The organism is Mediterraneibacter sp. NSJ-151 (assembly GCF_022487435.1).
Classification (GTDB): Bacteria; Bacillota; Clostridia; order Lachnospirales; family Lachnospiraceae; genus Schaedlerella; species Schaedlerella hominis.
This window is the reverse complement of record NZ_JAKVPP010000003.1, coordinates 27,885-47,734: the sequence shown is the minus strand read 5'-3', so window position 1 is coordinate 47,734 and position 19,850 is coordinate 27,885. Positions and strand designations below refer to the sequence as shown.

At 37.0% G+C, this 19,850-nt stretch carries 17 protein-coding genes; 3 read left to right on the top strand and 14 right to left on the bottom strand.

Annotation, left to right across the window (positions count from 1 at the left end; genetic code table 11):
* Window positions 1–23: 23 nt before the first annotated feature.
* From LQE94_RS03620 to LQE94_RS03600, 5 genes are all read right to left on the bottom strand, one after another.
* Window positions 24–755: a YebC/PmpR family DNA-binding transcriptional regulator gene (locus LQE94_RS03620; protein ID WP_118736972.1), complete on the bottom strand. Its 732-nt coding sequence runs from the start codon at window positions 753–755 to the stop codon at window positions 24–26.
* Window positions 756–861: 106 nt separating this feature from the next.
* The gene (locus LQE94_RS03615; RefSeq protein ID WP_022076094.1) at window positions 862–1,209 is read right to left on the bottom strand and encodes a type II toxin-antitoxin system PemK/MazF family toxin; all 348 of its coding nucleotides are present in this window, start codon (window positions 1,207–1,209) and stop codon (window positions 862–864) included.
* A gap of 116 nt (window positions 1,210–1,325) precedes the next feature.
* The gene (alr, locus tag LQE94_RS03610) at window positions 1,326–2,492 is read right to left on the bottom strand and encodes an alanine racemase (RefSeq protein ID WP_240577037.1); all 1,167 of its coding nucleotides are present in this window, start codon (window positions 2,490–2,492) and stop codon (window positions 1,326–1,328) included.
* A gap of 23 nt (window positions 2,493–2,515) precedes the next feature.
* Window positions 2,516–4,009 (bottom strand): NAD(P)H-hydrate dehydratase, encoded by a 1,494-nt coding sequence (locus LQE94_RS03605; RefSeq protein ID WP_240577036.1) that lies wholly within the window; start codon window positions 4,007–4,009, stop codon window positions 2,516–2,518.
* A 193-nt stretch (window positions 4,010–4,202) separates the two neighbouring features.
* Window positions 4,203–4,850, bottom strand: coding sequence for a redox-sensing transcriptional repressor Rex (locus LQE94_RS03600; protein ID WP_022076097.1), 648 nt, complete (start codon window positions 4,848–4,850; stop codon window positions 4,203–4,205).
* Window positions 4,851–5,076: 226 nt separating this feature from the next.
* Between LQE94_RS03600 and abc-f the strand changes: the two genes are divergently transcribed.
* The 3 genes from abc-f to LQE94_RS03585 all read left to right on the top strand — a co-directional run bounded on the left by abc-f (window position 5,077) and on the right by LQE94_RS03585 (window position 8,824).
* The gene (gene abc-f, locus LQE94_RS03595; RefSeq protein ID WP_240577035.1) at window positions 5,077–7,026 is read left to right on the top strand and encodes a ribosomal protection-like ABC-F family protein; all 1,950 of its coding nucleotides are present in this window, start codon (window positions 5,077–5,079) and stop codon (window positions 7,024–7,026) included.
* Window positions 7,027–7,244: 218 nt separating this feature from the next.
* The gene (locus LQE94_RS03590; RefSeq protein ID WP_240577034.1) at window positions 7,245–7,931 is read left to right on the top strand and encodes a helix-turn-helix domain-containing protein; all 687 of its coding nucleotides are present in this window, start codon (window positions 7,245–7,247) and stop codon (window positions 7,929–7,931) included.
* Window positions 7,931–8,824 carry an IS3 family transposase gene (locus LQE94_RS03585; protein ID WP_330638870.1) on the top strand — a complete coding sequence of 298 codons (894 nt, stop codon included), beginning with the start codon at window positions 7,931–7,933 and terminating at the stop codon, window positions 8,822–8,824. Before LQE94_RS03590 ends, LQE94_RS03585 begins: the two co-directional genes overlap by 1 nt.
* A 103-nt stretch (window positions 8,825–8,927) precedes the next feature.
* Here the strand turns inward: LQE94_RS03585 and LQE94_RS03580 are convergent, their stop codons facing one another.
* The 9 genes from LQE94_RS03580 to yajC form a co-directional block, all read right to left on the bottom strand.
* Window positions 8,928–10,124, bottom strand: a complete 1,197-nt coding sequence (locus LQE94_RS03580; protein ID WP_118723689.1) for an NADP-dependent isocitrate dehydrogenase — start codon at window positions 10,122–10,124, stop codon at window positions 8,928–8,930.
* Between the two features lie 53 nt (window positions 10,125–10,177).
* Complete coding sequence (locus LQE94_RS03575; RefSeq protein WP_240577033.1) at window positions 10,178–10,846, bottom strand: GntR family transcriptional regulator; 669 nt, start codon at window positions 10,844–10,846, stop codon at window positions 10,178–10,180.
* 21 nt (window positions 10,847–10,867) lie between these two features.
* Complete coding sequence (locus tag LQE94_RS03570) at window positions 10,868–12,256, bottom strand: 2-isopropylmalate synthase (protein WP_118723690.1); 1,389 nt, start codon at window positions 12,254–12,256, stop codon at window positions 10,868–10,870.
* A gap of 254 nt (window positions 12,257–12,510) precedes the next feature.
* The gene (locus LQE94_RS03565) at window positions 12,511–13,677 is read right to left on the bottom strand and encodes a phosphoglycerate dehydrogenase (RefSeq protein WP_240577032.1); all 1,167 of its coding nucleotides are present in this window, start codon (window positions 13,675–13,677) and stop codon (window positions 12,511–12,513) included.
* Window position 13,678: 1 nt separating this feature from the next.
* A complete protein-coding gene (gene serC, locus LQE94_RS03560; RefSeq protein ID WP_240577031.1) occupies window positions 13,679–14,761 on the bottom strand; it encodes a 3-phosphoserine/phosphohydroxythreonine transaminase in 1,083 nt (360 codons plus the stop codon).
* A 30-nt stretch (window positions 14,762–14,791) separates the two neighbouring features.
* Entirely contained in the window at window positions 14,792–16,465 is a 1,674-nt protein-coding gene (ilvB, locus tag LQE94_RS03555; RefSeq protein WP_118723692.1) for a biosynthetic-type acetolactate synthase large subunit, read from the bottom strand.
* A 13-nt stretch (window positions 16,466–16,478) separates the two neighbouring features.
* Complete coding sequence (gene ilvD, locus LQE94_RS03550) at window positions 16,479–18,152, bottom strand: dihydroxy-acid dehydratase (RefSeq protein WP_022075116.1); 1,674 nt, start codon at window positions 18,150–18,152, stop codon at window positions 16,479–16,481.
* Window positions 18,153–18,184: 32 nt separating this feature from the next.
* Window positions 18,185–19,273: a 3-isopropylmalate dehydrogenase gene (leuB, locus tag LQE94_RS03545; protein ID WP_022075115.1), complete on the bottom strand. Its 1,089-nt coding sequence runs from the start codon at window positions 19,271–19,273 to the stop codon at window positions 18,185–18,187.
* 228 nt (window positions 19,274–19,501) lie between these two features.
* A complete protein-coding gene (yajC, locus tag LQE94_RS03540) occupies window positions 19,502–19,786 on the bottom strand; it encodes a preprotein translocase subunit YajC (RefSeq protein WP_022075114.1) in 285 nt (94 codons plus the stop codon).
* Between the last annotated feature and the right edge of the window lie 64 nt (window positions 19,787–19,850).

The window sequence follows — 19,850 nt, the reverse complement described above, 5'->3', positions numbered from 1 at the left end:
TCGATACAGTATCCTCATTCATATTACTCGTCCCAGTTGTGATATACATCCTGTACATCGTCATCTTCTTCAAGAAGATCTAATGTCTTTTGAATATTTTTAAGGTCTTCCTCTTTCGTCAGCTCAACATATGTCTGCGGAATCATTGTCACTTCAGCATTCACCATAGCAATTCCTGCTTCTTCTAATTTCAGACGAACATCACTGAAATCTTCAGGAGTTGTAAGAATTTCATAGCTATCATCATTATCCACGAAATCTTCTGCTCCTAAATCAAGTGCAAGCATCATCAATTCATCTGCATCCATATCGCATTCTTCTTTATCAACAATGATCTGTCCTTTTTCGTCAAACATGAAAGACACACATCCAGGTGTTCCTACGTTACCACTGCCCTTTGTAAATGCATTTCTGACATTAGAAGCTGTTCTGTTCTTATTATCTGTCAGTGTTCTTACAATAATTGCTGTTCCATTCGGTCCATATCCTTCATATGTAATATGTTCATAATTATCGCCTGAACCTTCACCAGCTGCTTTTTTAATATTTCTTTCAATCGTATCATTCGGCATGTTATTTGATTTTGCCTTAGCGATCACATCACGAAGTCTACTGTTACTAGTCGGGTCAGGTCCGCCACCTTCCTTAACGGCTACAGCAAGTTCACGACCAATCTTAGTAAAGATTTTTCCTTTTGCTGCATCATTTTTTTCTTTTTTGTGTTTAATATTCGCAAATTTAGAATGTCCTGACATTTCTCATTCTCCTCTTCTTTTTTCTTTTCCGGTGTGACAAATTGCTTAGGCAACATGACACATTATCTTGTTTATACTACCACTATTTGGTTTATCTGTAAAGTGTTTATGTATCCAGACCAAGACTGATTTGAATTGCATGGTTAACCTTTCCCATCATTCTACTGTCTACATGGCATACATATTCCCGAAGTCGTTGCTTATCTATTGTTCGAATCTGTTCCAGCAATATAACAGAATCTTTTACTAAATGGTATCTTCCTGAACTAATTTCAATATGCGTCGGTAATTTTGCTTTATTCATACGTGATGTAATAGCAGCACAGATTATAGTCGGACTGTGACGATTTCCAACATCATTTTGAATGATCAGGACCGGGCGTACGCCACCTTGTTCCGAACCGATAATCGGACTTAGGTCTGCATAGTAAATATCTCCACGCTTTACAACCAAATTTTCCACACTCCGATTCTCATCATATTTTAATATTAGTATGTCCGCTTTTTTTATAGTTATTCTAAAAGCAGGAACGAGAATTCTTTGTGTAATTGTATTCACTTTAAGTTTTGCTATGCAAAATAATCAATCTGTTCTACTATTTTCCCATCCTGAATATAAACTCTTGGGATTCGTTTTCCAAGGCAGCATATAAATTCATAGTTAAATCTTCCACTAAGCTCTGCCAACTCGTCTATTGTTATAGTTTCTGTCTGATCTTTCCCTACCAGCACAACTTCATCCATAAATTTTGCTTCCGGGATATCAGTAACATCTACTAAAAACTGATCCATACAAACTCTTCCCAGAATACGAGCACGTTTTCCATGAATTAAAACAGCTCCTTTGTTTGAAAGAGAACGTGGATATCCATCTCCATATCCGACAGGTATTGTAGCTATTCGCATTGCTTTTGGTGCCACAAATGTACCACCGTAACTGATTGAAGTACCAGCTTCTACATTTTTCACAAAAGAAATATGACTGATTAATTCTAATGCCGGTTTTAATGAAATTGCATTTTTATTTACCTCATCAGACGGATACATTCCATATAAAGAGATTCCTGCTCTTGCCAGATTGTGCTTCATATTGGGAAAATCTATAATTCCAGCACTATTATCGCAATCAATATATGGAATTTCCAGATTTTTCTCTTCCAGTGCCTGTTTCATCCAAACAAATTTCTCATGCTGTTGATATGTATAGCTTTTATCTTTTTCATCTGCCTTCGCAAAATGCGTGAACATTCCTTCAATTTTTATATTTGGTAATTTACTTATCTGTTCAATAATATCTGCCGTTTCATCCGATACTGCAAAACCAATACGTCCCATTCCTGTATCGATTTTAATATGCAAATATGCCGTTTTATTTAATTTAACAGCCTGTTTTGATATTTCTATTGCCATTTCTTCTGTATATGTAGCAGGACGTACTTCGTAACGGATCATATCCTCATACTGATCTGGAAATACACATCCCAATACAAGGATTGGCTTACAAATTCCAGCCTTACGCAAGAGAGCAGCTTCATCAAGACTAGCTGTCGCATAACCCCATACATAATCCACTGATTCGAACATTCTGGCAATTGGAATCGCACCATGTCCATATCCATCTGTTTTAATAACCGCAACCAACTTTGCTCCTGTTCCGATTCGCTCCTTCATTTGTTCCATGTTATATGCAATTGCATCCAAATCAATTTTTGCATACACACGTGTATATTGTTTCATGTTCTATTCCTCCATATCAAATATTACTGTTCTACCTGCTTTAGTACATCTTTTATTCCTGAAATCAAATCTTCTGCCAGTACACTGTAAACGCCACAGCTTTTTCTTGCATAATCTCCTCCGTTTGCATGAAGATACACTCCTGACACAACACTATCATACAAATTCATATGTTGTGCTGTAAGCCCTGTGATCACACCAGCAAGAACATCTCCCGAACCTGCTTTTGCCATCGCACTATTTCCTGCAGTATTTACAAATAAAGGATGATCTTCTTTTGCTACAAGCGTACGAGCGTCTTTCAACGCACAAACAACAGGATACCGTTTCACAAAATCAGTCAATATATTCATACGATCTGCATTTAATTTTGCGACCGAGCACTTTAAAAGTCTCGTCATTTCCTTCATGTGTGGAGTTAATGCTATCGGAAATGTACTTTTTTCAAGCAATTCCATCTTTTCAGATAAAAGATTGATTCCATCTGCATCAATAATACATGGGACTTTACAGAATTGAAATACCCCTTGTAATAATTTATCTGCTGTTTTTTCCTGGCCAAGTCCACATCCAATACATACAACATCTGCCCAATTTAATAATTGTTTCAATTCTTCTTCAGAATATTCTGTATAAGTGGAGATAATTGCTTCTGGCAGCAGTTGTTGAAGAATGCTTCTGTTTTCTTTGGCAGTATATATCTGAACAAGCCCTGCTCCGCTTACATATGCTGCTTTTGCACTTAAATATGCTGCTCCGGCCATTCCCTTGCTTCCGGTAATCATAAGCACTTTCCCATATGTTCCTTTATGCGAATTTGCCACACGTTTCGGCAGACATGTGCAAAGATCATCTTGTTCCAGTGTATAACATATTTCTATATTATTTTGGTAAAGTTCTGTATTGATACCGATTGATTTTACAACTACTTCTCCTGCAAAATCTTTTCCCGGATACAGAACAGTTCCTAGTTTCTCACATTGTACAGAAACCGTCAAGTCCGCTTTAAATGCTATACCTAAAATTTTTCCGTCCAAAGAACTGACTCCCGAGGGTATATCTACCGCAACTTTATATCCTTCCATTGCATTTAAACACTCTATCACGGAAGCATATTTACCGCTTATCTCCCGGCAAAGTCCAACGCCAAAAATCGCATCTACGATCACGCCATACTCTTCATCAGGGATTTCTGTCTCTATCGATATCCCAATATTTTTACAAATACAATATTGTTGTTTACATTCATCGCTCATTGACTCTGTTTTTCCAACAAATGCAATTCCTACGGAATAATTCTCATCATGTAACAATCTTGCGATTGCAAATCCGTCTCCTCCATTATTTCCGGAACCACAAACTATCAGTATCTTTTTGTTCTTCAAAACTTTCGATTTTATAACCTCAGCAATTCCCAATGCAGCTCTCTCCATCAGCACCAAAGATGGAATTCCTATTTCATGAATTGTGTGTGCGTCAGCTTTTTGCATCCAATTTCCAGTAGGCAAATATCGCATTTTTACTCATCCTTTCTTAAAGCACGAAATAAAATAATTATCTCCAAACTATGAGAAACACGCTTCGCGAGTTTCTCAAGTTATCGCGGCAGTCGCCAAGGTCTCGTGCAAGCACGGACTTTGGCTCGTTGCTCGCGTAAATACAAATAACGTGCAAAGGCATTAAACAACCCTTTTGCACGTTATGATACTTCTAATCTTCCCCATGTTCTTCTTTGTATCGGGTAATATTATAGGACAACTTCATCAAGCTATCAGATAAATGGACACTTTCTACAATCACATCTTTCGGAAGATTCAAATCTGTATGTGCAAAATTCCAAATTGCTTTAATGCCATTACGTACCAGAATATCAGATACTTCAACCGCTTTTGTTTTTGGAATTGTGAGTGCTACAATATCAATATTTTCTTCCTGAAGAACTGTCTCTAATTCATCCATCATTCGAATCGGAATGTCTCTGATCACTTTTCCTTTCAATTCAGGATTCACATCAAAGATTCCTTTTAAAATAAATCCATTTCTTGCAAAAGATGCATAATTTGCAAGTGCCTGTCCTAAATTACCTGCTCCTATGATTACCATATTGTGACTCTGGTCCAATCCCAGTATCTTACCAATCTCCGTGCGAAGATACTTTACATTATAACCATATCCTTGTTGGCCAAATCCACCAAAATTATTCAAATCCTGGCGAATCTGTGATGCTGTTACATGCATTTTTTTACTTAAATCACTTGATGATATTCTTTCTACTCCGGCTTCATTGAGTTCACCAAGATATCTGTAATATCTTGGAAGTCTCCCAATAACAGCCTTTGATATTCCTCTTGACTCCACACTTATCGTCCTCCAAATATAAACTATATCTATTATAAAGTTTTATTTTAACAAAGTCAAACTTTTGACATACTTTTTTTGTATTTTATCTAAAATTTTTTTATATTTCGTCGGTTTTCACACTATTTTATCTGAATTTTTTTGTGAAATCTAAATTCTTTAGTTGTATTTTATCTGTATTTCGATATAATAAATACGATATGCTTAAATATAGGAGGATGTATATATGATACTTGCATGTCATAATCTAAATAAATCTTTCGGAGAACGCATCATTGTAAAAGATGGTTCTTTCCATATTGAAGATAGAGAAAAGGTTGCTTTTGTCGGTGTGAATGGTGCCGGAAAATCAACAATTTTAAAAATGATCATTGGCGAAGAGCCAACAGACAGCGGGAATATTGTTCTTACAAAAGGGAAAACAATTGGTTATCTTGCACAGCAGCAAAATCTAATCAGTGGAAATAGTATTTACGAAGAATTAAAAACTGCAAAAGCAGACATTATAAGACTTGAAGAACAAATTCGTACGATTGAACACGAATTAAAAGGCTTATCCGGTGATGAATTACAGACTCGCTTGAATACTTACAACCGTCTGATGTCTGAATTTGAATCCAAGAACGGATATGCATATGAAAGTGAAATCATAGGGGTGTTAAAAGGACTTGGTTTTCAGGAAAATGAGTTTTCAAAGGAAGCCAGCACGCTATCAGGTGGACAAAAAACGCGTGTTTCCTTAGGCAAACTTCTGTTAACAAAACCAGATATCCTATTATTGGATGAGCCGACCAACCATTTGGACTTAAATTCTATATCCTGGTTAGAAACATATCTGTTAAATTACCCGGGAGCTGTATTCATCGTATCACATGACCGTTTCTTCTTAAACAGAGTCGTAACTAAGGTTGTTGAAATAGATCAAGGGCATCTTCGTATGTATAATGGTAATTATAAAGATTACGCCGAAAAAAAACGTCAGTTACGCGATGCACAAATGAAAGAATATTTAAATCAACAAAGAGAAATCAAACACCAAGAGGCAGTAATTGAAAAATTAAAATCTTTTAATCGAGAAAAATCTATCAAGCGTGCTGAAAGCCGCGAAAAAATGCTTGACAAAATAGAACGTATTGACAAACCGATGGATTCCACACAGGAAATGCATTTTGAGCTGAATCCATCTTGTATCAGTGGTAATGATGTTTTAACAGTTGAACATTTAACAAAAAGATTTGAGACACAAACCCTGTTTTCCGATATTTCATTTGAAATCAAACGTGGTGAGCATGTTGCAATCATCGGAGATAACGGAACCGGAAAAACAACTTTATTAAAAATTTTAAATCAGGTATTAGATGCCGATGAAGGTGCTTTTACTTTAGGTTCTAAGGTAAAGATTGGATACTATGATCAGGAGCACCACGTACTTCATGATAATAAGACTATTTTTGAAGAAATTTCCGACGACTATCCATCACTAACAAATACTCAGATTCGAAACACTTTAGCTGCTTTTCAGTTTACTGCAGACGATGTGTTTAAACTCATCCGTGATTTAAGCGGTGGTGAAAAAGGTCGTGTTTCGCTTGCAAAATTAATGCTCTCCGAAGCAAACTTTTTGATTCTTGATGAGCCCACAAACCATTTGGATATCACTTCAAAGGAAATTCTTGAGCAGGCCTTAAACGATTATACCGGAACAATCTTATATGTTTCTCATGACCGTTATTTTATTAATCAGACTGCTTCACGTATTTTGGAATTGGTAAACCAGACATTTGTAAATTACATTGGAAACTATGACTATTATCTTGAGAAAAAAGAGGAATTAACTGCAAAATATGCTTCTGTTTCTCCGGAAACTTCTGTCAATTCAAAAGTTACTAATCCAAACACTTTTTCTGAATCTCAGGAGCCTTTTGGTCAAAAGTTAAGTTGGCAAGAGCAGAAAGAAGCACAGGCTCGTGAGCGAAAGCGTAAAAATGATTTAAAAAAGACAGAAGAACGAATTGCTGTTTTAGAAACACGAAATCAGGAAATTGATGAATTGATGACACAGGAAGATATTTATTCTAATTCTGTAAAATGTCAGGAACTCGCTATTGAAAAATCTTCAAATGAAGAAGAATTAGAAACCCTTTATGAACAATGGGCTGATTTAGCCGAAGAATAGATATATTTCAGAACAAAGAATGTGCTTTGCATATTCTTGCGCCTGCGGCGGTCGCTTGCGACACCTACATTGTACGCCGCAGTGCGCATCCTTAGCGGAGCGATTTTTATATATTAGGAAAGCACTTTCCTAATATATAAAAAAGACACCCTCTCACCTTGATATGCTACCCTCATATAGGACAATGAAATATAAAAGTCCTATATGGGGGTATTTTCATGTTCAGAAAGAGTAAGATAGAACCAGTAGAAAAAGTAAAAATAGTCGAACGCTACCTTGTAGGAGAAATTGGCATACGGCAAGCAGGAAAAGAATTGGGAGTTGATCATCATAGTATTCGAAATTGGATTTCTATTTATCAGTATGATGGACCAACTGGATTACTCAATCAACCGAAAAACAAATCTTATTCAAAAGATTTAAAAATATCTGCTATAAATGATTATCTTAACGGAGAAGGATCTCTTCAGGATATTTGCACAAAATACGGAATTCGTTCACACAGACAGCTTTCCGATTGGATTAAGGTGTATAATTCTGGTGGAATATTAAAAACATCCACTGGAGGTGCTTACATGAAAAAAGCAAAGAACACTACACTTGATGAGAGATTAAAAATAGTAACAGATTGTCTTGCAAATGATAAGAATTATGGTGCAATGGCACTCAAATATGATTGTTCCTATCAACAAGTTCGCAATTGGGTAATACGATACGAAAAGATGGGTCAAGCGGGTCTGGAAGACAGACGTGGACGTCGTATAGCTTCTCTTCCAAGCAGAACACCTGAAGAAGAGCTACGTGACAAGATAGCTGAACTGGAAAGAAGAAATCTAGACTTACAAATGGAGAATGATCTGTTAAAAAAAGTCAGAGAACTGGAAAGGAGGGGTCGCTATCTTTAATTCATCGGTTAGCCGAATATGAAGCCATCCAAAAGCTATCGTCTACTAAGCATTATCCCATAGATAGACTTTGTAAATATCTTAATGTTACACGTTCTGCGTATTACCGCTGGGTAAAATATCCGAAAAGTAATAATGAACTTCGAAACGAAAGACTATCCACTGAAATCCAAAGGATTCATAACCAGCATCCAGATATGGGATACCGAAGGATTCGTGATGAATTAGATGGACATAAAGGAATTCATGTGAATGATAAACGAGTACTTCGTATTTGTAGGAAATACGATATAAAATCAAATATTAAATGGAAACCTAAGAGTTGTACCAGAGGAAACAGAAATCCTGATCACATAGCAAAAAACTATTTACACCGTGAATTTCACGCCGAAAAACCGAATGAAAAGTGGCTTACAGATGTTTCTGAATTTAAATACTACAACGGAATAGAAGTTCATAAAGTTTATTTGAGTGCTATTTTAGATTTATATGATAGAAGGATTGTTTCCTTTAAAATCAGCGATCATAATGATAATCCATTAGTTATGGACACGTTTGATGAGGCTGTTCGTCAGGAGCCAGATGCACACGCATTAGTTCATTCTGATCGAGGCTTTCAATATACAAGCGCACAGTTTTATACTAGATTAAAAAAACATCATATGAAGCAGAGTATGTCTAGAGTTGCCCACTGTATTGACAATGGACCAATGGAAGGGTTTTGGGGAATTCTAAAACGAGAAATGTATTATAAACAGCGTTTTAATGACAGAAGCTCTTTGATTACTGCGATAGCTAATTACATAGATTACTACAACAACCAACGACTTCAAAGGAAACTGCATGTAATGACACCAATGAAATATCATGAGCAATATACAAAAGCAGCATAAAATATCGCCAGCCATAGCATGGCTGGCGATACAAAAATTTATTATTTTTTATTGTCCTCTTGACGGGGAGCATACCACCTTGGATTGGGTGTCTTTCATATATTTATAATCTTTTTGCAATTGCTTTAATAAATTCTTCACTATTGAGAACTGTTGGATTTTCTATTGTAGTAATAAGTGCAAGATCTTTTGTCATCTCTCCTGCTTCAATTGTATCAATTGTTGCCTTGTCAAGACGATCTGCAAATTCCATTAATTCTGCATTTCCATCCATCTCACCACGTTTTCTAAGTGCTCCTGTCCATGCAAAAATAGTTGCTACAGAGTTTGTAGATGTCTCTTCACCCTTCAGATGTTTGTAGTAGTGACGCTGTACTGTACCATGAGCTGCTTCATATTCATAGTATCCATCTGGAGAAACAAGTACAGATGTCATCATTGCAAGGGAACCAAATGCAGAAGAAACCATATCACTCATAACATCTCCATCATAGTTCTTACATGCCCAGATATAACCACCTTCTGATTTCATTACGCGTGCAACTGCATCATCAATCAGTGTATAGAAATACTCAATTCCAGCTTCTTTAAATTTTCCATCGTACTCAGCGTCATAAATTTCCTGGAAAATATCTTTAAATGTATGGTCATATTTCTTAGAAATTGTATCTTTTGTCGCAAACCATAAATCTTGTTTTGTATCTAATGCGTAGTTGAAACAGCTTCTTGCAAAACTTTCGATAGAGGAATTAATATTGTGCATACCCTGTACAATACCCGGTCCGTCAAACTCATGTACGAGTTCTTTTGTCTGTGTTCCGTCTTCTGCTGTATAAACCAATTCTACTTTTCCGGCAGCAGGAATTTTCATTTCAGATCCCTTATATACATCTCCATATGCATGTCTTGCAATTGTGATTGGTTTTTTCCAATTTTTTACACAAGGTTCGATTCCTTTCACAACGATTGGTGCACGAAAAACAGTTCCATCCAAAATTGCACGAATTGTTCCATTTGGGCTCTTCCACATTTCTTTAAGATCGTATTCATCCATACGAGCTGCGTTCGGAGTAATTGTCGCACATTTTACAGCAACCTTATATTTTTTTGTAGCAATTGCCGAATCAATCGTTACCTGATCATTTGTTTCATTTCTATGTTCCAGACCCAAATCATAATATTCTGTATTCAGTTCAATAAATGGTTCCAACAAATTCTCTTTGATCATCTTCCAGAGAATTCTTGTCATTTCATCTCCATCCATTTCAACAATAGGTGTTGCCATTTTGATTTTTGCCATTTTTTCGTCCTCCTATGTTTTCTTTTTTCAAACATTTTATTTTTGAACTAGCACTATTCTGTTTCGTTATATCCTTGTTTTTTTAAATTCTGAATCACATGCATAATATGTTCATTTGCCAACTGCTCAGCTAAATCTGTATCTTTATCTTTAATCGCACGTAAAATCTGTTTATGTTCTCGAATTGATTTTCTGGCACGTTCCTCAGAAATAACTGAAGACTTTCTGGCGCGCTGTACAAATTTGTGAAAATCAATCATCGTACGACTTAATATTCTGCTTCCGCTTGCCTCATAAAGCACTGTATGGAATCTTCCATCTAATACGGTCACCTGCTCTGCATTACTTCCTCCTTCTTTCTTTGTATGAAATTCAGAAAGTAATACAATCTCTTCTAATTCATCCAATTGCTCTTCTGTAATATTTTCTGTTGCCCAACGTGCACACAACCCTTCCAACATAGAGCGTATTGCATAAATATCCATTACATCTTTCGTTGAAATTCCTGTCACATACGCACCTTTGTTTGGAACAATCGTAACAAGTCCTTCTAATTCTAATTGTCTTAGTGCTTCACGTACCGGTGTACGACTAACCCCAAGTTCTTTGCCGATGGTATTTTCTCTTAATTCATCATGCTCCTGATATTTTCCTTTTATAATATCTTCTCGGATCTTCTGGAATACACGACTGCTTAAGGAATGATCCTGATAGTCTTCCATTCTTATTTGTTGCCTCCCAAGTTACAATGTAATATGTAATTCCTCACATATACTATCTATTTTGTCAACTAATTCCTCATCTGTCAAGACCGTAACTCGACCTTCTTCATATTGTTTGTCAACCCATGATTTTAATGTTGTTACAAGCATAGATGTTTTGTCGACCTGTCTCTCTTTTGGCAATTTATAATAAGCATTGATCCAATACGCAATCCCAGCTATTCCGGAAGTATTTGATACAGAAACCAACGCAGGTCTTCCTAAAAATTTATCTGTATCAAATATGTTATAAATTTCTTCGTTTTTCAACATTCCATCTGCATGGATTCCGGCTCTTGTTACATTGAAGTTCTTTCCTACAAACGGTGTTCTTGATGGAACTTTATACCCAATTTCTTTTTCATAGTAATCAGCCAATTCTGTTATCACTCTTGTATCCATACCATCTAATGTACCGCGTAATTGTGCATATTCGAAGACCATTGCTTCCAATGGGGTGTTTCCTGTACGTTCTCCAATCCCAAACAAGGAACAGTTTACTCCTGATGCTCCGTAAAGCCATGCTGTAGTTGAATTATTAACTGCTTTATAAAAATCATTATGTCCATGGAACTCAATCAACTCACTTGGAACACCAGCATGTACCATCAATCCATAAATAATTCCTGGAATAGATCGTGGGATTACTGCACCCGGGAAATTCACTCCATATCCCATTGTATCGCACACACGAATTTTAACCGGAATCTGATATTCTTCCATCAGTTTCATCAATTCTAAACAGAAAGGAATAACAAAACCATAAATGTCAGATCTTGTAATATCTTCCAAATGACATCTCGGACGCACTCCTGTTTCCATACATTCACGCACAACTGATAAATAATGTTCCATTGCTTCACGTCGTGTCATTTTTAATTTATAAAAAATATGATAATCTGAACAACTTACCAAAATTCCTGTTTCTTTCAAGCCGATATCTTTAACCAATTGAAAATCTTTTTTGCTTGCACGGATCCAACTTGTAACTTCTGGAAATTTATATCCTTTTTCAAGACATTTGTAAACTGCATCACGGTCTTTTTTACTGTAAAGGAAAAATTCACTTTGACGAATCTTTCCCTGCGGTCCACCTAAACGATGAAAATAATCATAAATTGTTACAATCTGTTCTGTTGTATAAGGAGCCCTCGATTGCTGTCCGTCACGAAATGTAGTATCTGTAATCCAGATTTCTTCCGGCATATGATGAGGAACAATACGATCATTAAATGCAATCTTAGGAATCTCATCATAATGAAATAAATTGCGGAATACATTTGGTGTTTCCACATCCACGAGCGGATACATATGTTCTTCTAGTTCCAAAAGATTTGTCTGCTTATTCATAAATACTTTTCTATTTTCCATTTGTGCTTTCCTCCAATTCATAAATCATTTACGCCATTACAGTTTCATCAAGACGCAACTTTTGTTGTATTCTGATGGAGCCGTAATGTGTTTACTTTTCGATGCAAGTATTCTTGTATATTTACATTCTTGTATAATTGTATACAACCATACAACATTTGTCAACACTTTAATGCATAAAAAAGCAGAAGTATAACATCGTCTAAGTACCCCGTTATACTTCTGCCTATAATTTTATTCTTATTAAGTTGATATTATTTAATCACTCTAACCTTCAAAACACCTTCGATAGCATTCAATTTTTCTTCCAATTCCTGCGTTACTTCTGCTTCAACATCAATCATAACATATGCATACTCTTTTCTACTCTTGTTAGTCATCTGAGAAATATTCATATTTTCCTGTGCAAGTAATGCTGTGAACTGACCTAACATGTTTGGAATATTTTTATGAAGAATAGTAATGCGGTTTCCACTCTCTTCTTTTGTTCCCATATTACAATCTGGATAATTTACAGAATGAGTAATATTTCCATTTTCCAGATAATCACGCAATTCTTTTGCTGCCATAACAGCACAATTATCTTCTGATTCCTCTGTAGATGCTCCAAGATGCGGAATTACAATTGCTCCTTTTACTCCTGCAATTTCCGGAATTGGAAAATCTGTTACATAACGTCTCACTTTTCCTTCTTCCAACGCTTCAATCATTGCTCCTGTATCTACCAGGACATCTCTTGCAAAATTCAATACAACAACATTTTCTTTCATCAACTGAATAGCATCACGATTAATCATCCCTTTTGTGCTATCTAAAGCCGGAACATGGATTGTAATATAATCGCATTCTTTATATATTTCATCCACTGTCTTCGCATGATGAATATTTCTTGAAAGCTTCCATGCAGAATCTACAGAAACATATGGATCATACCCATACACGTCCATTCCAAGATGTACTGCTGCATTGGCAACCAATACCCCAATTGCTCCAAGACCAATCACACCAAGTTTCTTACCCTGTATCTCTGTTCCTGCAAATGCTTTTTTTGCCTTTTCAGCTGCTTTTGCTAAATCCGCATCTGCTTCATGTTCTTTTACCCAGTCAATTCCACCGATAACATCTCTGGATGCAAGCAACATACCTGCAATCACAAGCTCTTTTACACCATTTGCGTTTGCACCTGGTGTATTGAAAACAACAATACCTTTTTCTGCACACTTATCTAATGGAATATTATTCACTCCAGCACCTGCACGTGCAATAGCTTTTAAGGATGTTGAAAACTCCATATCATGCATTGCTGCGCTACGGACTAAAATTGCATCCGCATTATCAACTGCATCTGTTTTCTGATAAGCTTCATTGAAAATATCCAAACCAATCTGTGCGATTGGATTTAAGCAATGATAATTATACATCTTATAAGTTCTCCTCCTCAAATTTTTTCATAAATGCAACGAGTGCTTCAACACCTTCATATGGCATTGCATTATAAATGCTGGCACGCATACCACCAACTGTTCTATGTCCTTTCAGGTTTTCAAGTCCAGCTGCTTTTGCTTCTTTTACAAATTTGGCATCTAATTCTTCATTTCCTGTTACAAAAGGAACATTCATCAAGGAGCGGTCTTCTTTAACAACTGTTCCCTTAAATAACTGACTCTGATCCAGAAAATCATAAAGTAATTTTGCTTTCTTTTCATTTCTTTCTTTCATTGCTTCAAGTCCACCCATTTTCTTGAGCCATTTGAATACTTTACCACAAATATAAATGCCATATGCCGGCGGTGTATTATACAAAGATTTTGCATCTGCCTGTGTTTTGTATTTCAACATTGTAGGTGTACCCGGAAGTACATCGTCACGAATCAGGTCTTCACGAATAATAACGATAACTGTTCCGGCCGGTCCGATATTTTTCTGAACTCCACCATAAATAACACCATATTTTGTCACATCAACAGGTTCAGACAAAAAGCAAGAAGAAACATCCGCTACTAAAATCTTTCCTTTTGTATTTGGAAGCTCCTTATACTTTGTTCCATAGATTGTATTATTTTCACAGATATATACATAATCCGCATTATCATCAATTGGAAGATCCGAGCAATCCGGTATATAAGAAAATACTTTATCCTCAGATGAAGCAATTCTGTTTACCTTTCCATATTTTTCTGCTTCCTGTGCTGCTTTTTTTGCCCATTGTCCTGTAATGATGTAATCTGCCACACCATTTTTCATCAGATTCATTGGAATTGCAGCAAATTGCTGTGAAGCTCCACCCTGCAGGAATAACACTTTATAATTATCCGGAATCCCCATCAAATCTCGCAGGTCTGCTTCTGCTTCTGTAATGATTTCTTCAAATGGTTTCGAGCGATGGCTCATCTCCATAACGGACATTCCTGTTTCCTTGTAATCCATCATTTCATCTGCTGCTGCCTGAAGCACTTCCTCTGGAAGCACAGCCGGTCCGGCTGAAAAGTTATACACTCTGCTCATTTTTTGTTCCTCCTATTTCTGCTTTCATTTCTATTTCATATCATCTTCGTCAAATACATCACTGATTGCTTTTCCTGGTGCAACCATCGGCCATACCTTATCATCACAGTCAATCTGACAATCAATCAATACTGGTACATTTGCTTTTAATGCCTCTTCAAAAGCTGATTTGAATTCTTCTCTTGATGTTGCACAAATTCCTTTTGCGCCCATCGCTTCTGCTAATTTTACAAAGTCAACGCTATCATTTAACACTGTTGCCGAGTAACGCTCTTCATAAAATAAATTCTGCCACTGACGAACCATACCCAAAACATGATTATTAATAACTACCTCAATAATTGGGATCTGATGTCTTACTGCTGTAGCAATTTCATTCATGTTCATACGAAAACATCCATCCCCGGCAATATTTATAACAGTCTTGTCTGGACATCCCACCTTGGCTCCTAATGACGCGCCAAGACCATATCCCATTGTTCCTAAGCCACCTGATGTAAGAAGCGTTCTAGGCTCGCTGTATTTATAATACTGGGCTGCCCACATCTGATGCTGTCCTACTTCTGTTGTAATGATTGCCTCCCCATTTGTCTGGCGATAAATTTCTTCTATTATAAATGGTCCTGTCAGTCCGGCTTCATGATATTTTAACGGATACTTTTGCTTATAATCTTTGATTTTTTCAATCCACTCCGTATGGGATTGCTGTTTTAATTTGCTATTTATTTTACTTAATACTTCTGCAATATCTCCTACAACTCCTGCTGTAATCAATACATTTTTATTCATCTCCGCAGGATCGATATCAATCTGAAGAATTTTTGCATTTTTTGCAAATTTTGCCGTGTTTCCTGTCACACGATCTGAAAAACGGGCCCCGATTACAACCAATAAATCGCATTCACTCACACCGTAATTTGATGCTTTTGTTCCATGCATTCCAAGCATTCCTGTATAACGTTCATCAGTTCCTGGAAACGCTCCTTTTCCCATTAATGAATCTGTAACCGGTGCATCCACCAAATTTACAAATTGCATCAATTCTTGGTTAGCATTAGAGATCACTGTTCCGCCACCTACAAAAATAAATGGTTTTTCAGACTTTTCTATCATTGAAACTGCCAAATCGATATCTTCTTCTTTAATTTCTACATTGGATTTTTTAGTCATTATAGGCTCTGTTTTTATGTATTCTGCTTTCTCTGCCGTAACATCTTTTGGAATATCAATCAACACTGGTCCCGGTCTGCCACTTCTTGCAATATCAAAAGCTTTACGAATGGTGTCTGCCAAATCATTTACATCTTTTACAATATAATTATGCTTTGTAATCGGCATTGTAATACCAGTAATGTCTATTTCCTGAAAACTGTCCTTACCAAGCAACGATACTCCTACATTACATGTAATAGCCACTAATGGCACGGAATCCATATAAGCAGTTGCGATTCCTGTTACCAGATTGGTAGCCCCAGGTCCGCTGGTAGCCAGACACACTCCGACTTTCCCCGTAGCTCTTGCATATCCATCTGCTGCATGCGAAGCACCTTGTTCATGCGATGTTAAGATATGACGTATTTCTGAACGATGTTTATATAATGCATCATACACATTAAGAATTGCTCCCCCCGGATAACCAAATACAGTGTCTACGCCTTGTTCTTTTAAACATTCAATTACTATTTCTGATCCTGTCAACTGCACCCTAAGGCACCTCCTAATTGTTTTTTGGCACTTCCAAAATTGCTCCTCGGTTTCCAGATGTAACCATAGATGCATACCTTGCAAGATAACCTGTTTTCACTTTTGGTTCTCTTGGAACCCATTTTGATTTTCTTTCAGCAAGTTCTTCTTCCGATACATCAAGCTGAATAGAAAGCTCTGGGATATTGATTTTGATAATATCTCCTTCTTCTACCAACGCTATTGGTCCGCCAACTGCTGCTTCCGGAGAAACATGTCCGATAGAAGCACCTCTGGAAGCACCACTGAAACGACCATCTGTGATCAGTGCTACTGAGGAACCCAACCCCATTCCTGCAATTGCAGATGTAGGGTTCAACATTTCACGCATTCCCGGACCGCCCTTTGGTCCTTCATAGCGAATCACAACAACATCCCCAGCTTTAATTTTACCTCCTTTGATTGCTGCGATAGCATCATCTTCACAATCAAATACTCTTGCCGGCCCCTCATGTACCAACATTTCATCAACAACGGCTGAACGTTTCACAACACTTCCATCCGGCGCAAGATTGCCTTTTAAAACTGCTAAACCTCCTGTTGGAGTATATGGATTATCAATCGGGCGTATAACTTCCGGATTTCTATTTACTGCTCCGGCAATATTCTCTCCAACCGTTTTTCCTGTGACTGTTAAACAATCTGTATGAAGAAGTCCTTTTTTATTTAATTCATTCATCACAGCAGGAACACCGCCTGCTTCATTCAAGTCTTCCATATATGTCGGACCTGCCGGTGCAAGATGACAAAGATTTGGTGTTTTCTCGCTGATTCCATTTGCAAAATCAATCTCAAAATCCATTCCAATCTCATGCGCGATTGCAGGAATATGAAGCATACTATTTGTAGAGCAGCCCAACGCCATATCTACTGTCAATGCATTCAAAATTGCATCCTCTGTCATAATATCTCTTGGTCGAATATTATTTCTCACAAGCTCCATTACTTGCATTCCTGCATGTTTTGCAAGCTGAATTCTTGCAGAATAAACCGCTGGGATTGTTCCATTTCCAGGAAGTCCCATACCAAGAACTTCTGTTAGACAGTTCATACTGTTTGCTGTATACATTCCTGAACATGATCCGCATGTCGGACAAACTTTATTTTCAAATTCACAGACATCTTCTTCTGTCATCTTACCTGCTGCATAAGAACCGACTGCTTCGAACATACTTGACAAACTTCTTTTTTCGCCCTTTACATGACCTGCGAGCATTGGTCCTCCACTTACAAAAATAGTAGGAATATTTACTCTTGCAGCTGCCATAAGTAATCCCGGCACGTTTTTATCACAGTTTGGAATCATAACCAAACCGTCAAACTGGTGTGCCATTGCAAGTGCTTCTGTCGAATCTGCTATCAAATCTCTTGTTACCAGAGAATATTTCATACCAATATGTCCCATAGCAATTCCGTCGCACACTGCAATTGCAGGAACCATAATTGGCGTACCGCCAGCCATTGCAACTCCTAATTTTACGGCTTCTGTAATCTTATCCAGATTCATATGTCCCGGAACAATCTCATTATAAGAACTTACAACTCCAATCAATGGTCGTTCTAATTCTTCCTTCGTTAATCCAAGTGCGTTAAACAAAGAACGATGTGGTGCCTGCTGCATACCTTTTGTTACTGTATCACTTCTCATGACAATTCATCCTCTCTTTTTATGACTTTTATCTATTTTGTAATATATGAACAGATTTTATTTCCCATTTCTGCTGTTCCAATCTGTACTTTTCCTTCTGACATAATATCTATTGTACGATATCCGTCTTTCAATACGTTCTCTACAGCATTTTCAATAGCATCCGCTTCCTGATCCAGGTCAAATGAAAAACGAAGCATCATTGCTGCTGAAAGAATCGTTGCGATTGGATTGGCAATTCCTTTCCCTGCAATATCCGGTGCTGATCCGCCGCTTGGTTCATACATTCCAAATTTTGTTTCATTCAGACTTGCTGAGGCAAGCATTCCGATGGAACCAGTCACCATACTCGCTTCATCTGAAAGAATATCTCCAAACATATTCTCTGTTAAAATAACATCAAACTGGCGTGGGTTTTTCACAAGCTGCATCGCACAATTATCTACAAGCATGTGTTCTAAAGTTACTTCCGGATAGTCTTTTGCAACTTCTTCTACAACTTTGCGCCACAATCTGGATGAATCCAACACATTTGCCTTATCTACACTCGTAACTTTTTTACGACGTTTCATCGCAATGTCAAAACCACGCTTTGCAATACGTCGGATTTCATCTTCTGTATATGTCAGAGAATCTGTCGCTGTTAAAACACCATTTTTCTCTTCCGTCGAACGTTCTCCAAAATACAAACCACCAGTCAGCTCACGCATGATCATCATATCAAAGCCGCCCTCTGTAATTTCTTCTTTTAAAGGACAGGCTCCTTTTAATTCGTCATATAACACCGCCGGTCTTAAATTTGCAAACAGATTCAATGCTTTTCTAATCTTCAGCAACCCCGCTTCCGGTCTTTTAGATGGTTCTAGTTTATACCAAGGTGACGTCTTAGCATCTCCGCCTATAGATCCAAGTAATACTGCATCACTATTCTTTGCAAGTTCAATTGTCTCATCCGTCAATGGAACTCCGTATGTGTCAATCGATGCTCCTCCCATTAAAAGTTGTGTATAGTCAAATTCATGTCCGTATACAACACCGACTTTATCTAACACTTTCATTGCTTCATTTACAACTTCCGGCCCGATACCGTCTCCTTTAATCACACCAATTTTCAGTTTCATAATGTTTCACCCTTCCATAAATAAAATGGTTTATCCGTTTGTCACAGATTATATATTCTACATTTAATTGCTCGAATGTACTTATAATAACGTATTTTTGCTTTCGTTTCAACCCTTTAATTCGTAAAAGTGTTGCATAATTATAAAAAAAGAAGCAATAAAAAGTGAATATTCGATAAATTTCTGCAACAAAAAAGGATGAAAAGTTTAACTTTTCACCCCTTTAACTTATGCTTCTGTAGATGTTCCTGGCTTCTCAAGCTGTGCAATTGCAGCTTTCTGCATTGGAATACGGCAGTTTTTATTGTTACCGAATTCTACGATCACATCCTCTTCTGAGATATCAATAATAACACCATAAAAACCACTTGTTGTTAAAACTGTATCTCCTACTTCCATTGTTGAAAGCATTGCCTGAACTCTCTTCTGTTCTTTTTTCTGAGGTCTCATAAGTAAGAACCACATTGCGCCAAGAATTACAACATAAATTAAAATAATTCCAATTCCTTGCATGATACATCCTCCTATATTAATAAGCAATACTATTACTATACACATAAATCAACTATTCTTCAAG

Bases quoted from the DNA above. Each gene is read 5' to 3' on its own strand.
- LQE94_RS03620 (WP_118736972.1), bottom strand. From the start codon at position 755: ATGTCAGGACATTCTAAATTTGCGAATATTAAACACAAAAAAGAAAAA.
- leuB (WP_022075115.1), bottom strand. From the start codon at position 19,273: ATGAAACTGAAAATTGGTGTGATTAAAGGAGACGGTATCGGGCCGGAA.
- LQE94_RS03575 (WP_240577033.1), bottom strand. From the start codon at position 10,846: ATGGAAGACTATCAGGATCATTCCTTAAGCAGTCGTGTATTCCAGAAG.
- ilvD (WP_022075116.1), bottom strand. From the start codon at position 18,152: ATGAGAAGTGATACAGTAACAAAAGGTATGCAGCAGGCACCACATCGT.
- abc-f (WP_240577035.1), top strand. From the start codon at position 5,077: ATGATACTTGCATGTCATAATCTAAATAAATCTTTCGGAGAACGCATC.
- LQE94_RS03605 (WP_240577036.1), bottom strand. From the start codon at position 4,009: ATGCGATATTTGCCTACTGGAAATTGGATGCAAAAAGCTGACGCACAC.
- alr (WP_240577037.1), bottom strand. From the start codon at position 2,492: ATGAAACAATATACACGTGTGTATGCAAAAATTGATTTGGATGCAATT.
- yajC (WP_022075114.1), bottom strand. From the start codon at position 19,786: ATGCAAGGAATTGGAATTATTTTAATTTATGTTGTAATTCTTGGCGCA.
- LQE94_RS03590 (WP_240577034.1), top strand. From the start codon at position 7,245: ATGTTCAGAAAGAGTAAGATAGAACCAGTAGAAAAAGTAAAAATAGTC.
- LQE94_RS03565 (WP_240577032.1), bottom strand. From the start codon at position 13,677: ATGTATAATTATCATTGCTTAAATCCAATCGCACAGATTGGTTTGGAT.
- serC (WP_240577031.1), bottom strand. From the start codon at position 14,761: ATGAGCAGAGTGTATAACTTTTCAGCCGGACCGGCTGTGCTTCCAGAG.
- LQE94_RS03570 (WP_118723690.1), bottom strand. From the start codon at position 12,256: ATGGAAAATAGAAAAGTATTTATGAATAAGCAGACAAATCTTTTGGAA.
- LQE94_RS03580 (WP_118723689.1), bottom strand. From the start codon at position 10,124: ATGGCAAAAATCAAAATGGCAACACCTATTGTTGAAATGGATGGAGAT.